The organism is Planomonospora algeriensis (assembly GCF_977012225.1).
Window position 1 is genome coordinate 1 of sequence record NZ_CDRNDK010000699.1, and the last position, 2365, is coordinate 2365.

Genomic DNA, 2365 nt, shown 5'->3' on the forward strand with positions numbered 1-2365 from the left:
CACCAGAGCCCGGCTGAGACGGCCGGCAGGACCACCGGCCCGCCGCAGTGCGCACCCAACCCGGCCACCCCGCGAACCGGACCCGGCCGGACCACCACCCCGTGAACGGAACCGGGCCGGATTCCGGCGAAGCGGGACGAGGCGGTGGGGGTCAGTCGGCGGGGTGGGCGGTGCGGTGGCGGAGGAGGAGCATGGCGGCGTCGTCGGCCAGCGGGCGGCCGACGTGGTGGAGGAGGTCGGCGCGGAGGGCGTCCAGGGCGAGCTGCGGGTCGGCGCCGTCCAGCAGGTGGGCGCGGGAGTCCAGAGGGTAGAACCGGCCCGAGCGGTCCCGCGCCTCGATGACCCCGTCGGTGTAGAAGAGCACTTGGTGGCCGGGCTCGAACGGGATCTGGTAGGGCACCGGTTCCCCTGCCTTCAACGCGCCCATCCCCAGGGGCAGCGCGTCCTCCGGCGGCTCGGCGAACCAGTGGTCGCCTCCTGCGGTGAGCACCATGGGCGGCGGGTGGCCGCAGTTCAGGACGGTGATGGAGGTTCCGCCGGTGATCTCGGCGAGCACGGCGGTGACGAACTGCTCGCCGGACAGCTCCCGGCTCAGCGCGTTCTCCAGACGGGACACCACGCCCTGGAGCTTGGACTCGTCGTAGGCGGCCTCCCGGAAGGCGCCGAGCACCACCGCGGCCGTCTCGACGGCCTCCAGCCCCTTGCCCTGGACGTCGCCCACGATGACCCGGACGCCGTGCGGGGTGGTGACCACCTCGTACAGGTCGCCGCCGATCCGGGCCTCGGCCGTGGCGGAGGTGTAGGAGACGGCGACGCCGATCCCGGGTCCGGCGCGGCGGGGTACCGGCCGGAGCAGGACCCGCTGGGCCGCCTCGGCCACCGAGCGGACGTCGGCGAGCCGCCGTTCGTGGCGGAGCCGCCCGGCGCTGGCCAGGACGCTGGCCACGGTCACGCCGAGGATGGCGATGACGGTGACGTTGGTGCGGGGCGTCCAGAGGATGTCGTTGTAGGCGCCGAGGGCCACACCGAGCAGGAGGGCGATGACGCCGACCAGCGTGGTGCGGGCCAGGCCGCACGCCACACTGGCGAAGGCCGGTCCCAGGGCGAGCAGGGGGAGGAGCCCGGTCGTCGGGCCCGTGCCGAAGTCGATCATCGCCACCACGGCCATCACGATGAACGGCAGCAGCTTCAGGACGGCGTGGGTCTTGCCGGTCTCGACGGAGGAGAGAAGCCTGCCGAAGACGCGGGCCCTGGTCGAGGAGAGGGAGGCGCGGAGAGAGGCGAGCCGCCTTTTCGGGCGTGACGGGGAGCGATCCCGGCGGTCGTCTCTCCTGGGCATCTCACCACGTCTCGTTAAACAGCGTGTTTGCTTTTTCCTACCACAGCGATAGGCATCGGCGGCGGACTACACGCGAGGTTCAACGGAGGAACGTATTCATGGCCGGATGGGTACGCCGGAGCCGGCGCACCCATGAGACGGTCCGGAGGGTCAGAAGGAGTCGACGGCGCGGCGGGCCTCGGGGTCCAGGACGCCCCAGTTGATGAGCTCCTCGGTGAGCTCGCTGGGGGACTTGTCGTAGATCACGGCGAGGGAACGCAGGTCCTCCTGGCGGATGGACAGCACCTTGCCGTTGTAGTCGCCACGCTGGCTCTGGATGGTCGCCGCGTAACGGGCGAGCGCGCCGGCCTTCTCCTTCGGGAGCTGGGAGAGGCGCTCAAGGTCGATCACAAGCTTCGGAGTGGGACCGAGCGGGCTCGGGGCCGCGCCTCCGGGCAGCAACTCCGAGACGGGCACCCCGTAGAAATCCGCGAGCTCGGCAAGCTTCTGCACCGTGACCGCACGGTCGCCACGCTCGTAGGAGCCGACGACGACCGCCTTCCAACGTCCACGGGACTTCTCTTCGACTCCGTGCAGGGACAATCCCTGCTGGGTGCGAATGGCGCGGAGTCGTGCACCCAGCGACTTGGCGTATTCAGACGGCATCGTGTGGCCCCCCGGCTCTCTAATGTACTGCTTTCACTTGATTGTGCTACCTCACGCCGTATGCTCCGGTCACCGGGTCGGCACCCAGGGGTAGGCGCCTGCGATGACCGGAGAGTGAGGGTTCACCCGGTAACGTCACGACGTGTGGTTACGGACAGTGACGGTAAAGGGGTGGACGCCGAAGGTCAAGCTGATTGGAAAAAAGAGGTCGAATCCGGTCCGGCAGCTTCCGCCTCAAATGCCGTAATTGTTCCCTCGGGTGGGCCTTCGAATCCCGGTCCGGGGACTGAAGCGCCGCGGGTCCTTCCCCGGGAGCCGGCGGCGGGCGGGCGGTCAGATGCCGTCGCGCTCGATCGGGCAGCTCATGCAGCGCGGGCCCCC

Annotated in this window: 2 protein-coding genes; both read right to left on the minus strand. The window is 70.1% G+C overall.

Translation table 11 applies throughout. From position 1 onward, the window contains the following. Positions 1-151: 151 nt before the first annotated feature. On the minus strand, positions 152-1339 hold the full coding sequence (locus ACWJ6R_RS34705; protein WP_449066267.1) for a PP2C family protein-serine/threonine phosphatase: 1188 nt from the start codon (positions 1337-1339) through the stop codon (positions 152-154). A 150-nt stretch (positions 1340-1489) separates the two neighbouring features. Beyond that, entirely contained in the window at positions 1490-1984 is a 495-nt protein-coding gene (gene bldD, locus ACWJ6R_RS34710; RefSeq protein ID WP_068894204.1) for a transcriptional regulator BldD, read from the minus strand. Positions 1985-2365 lie beyond the last annotated feature (381 nt).

Coding starts and splice junctions, on each gene's coding strand:
- bldD (WP_068894204.1), bottom strand. CDS start 1,984: ATGCCGTCTGAATACGCCAAGTCGCTGGGTGCACGACTCCGCGCCATT.
- ACWJ6R_RS34705 (WP_449066267.1), bottom strand. CDS start 1,339: ATGCCCAGGAGAGACGACCGCCGGGATCGCTCCCCGTCACGCCCGAAA.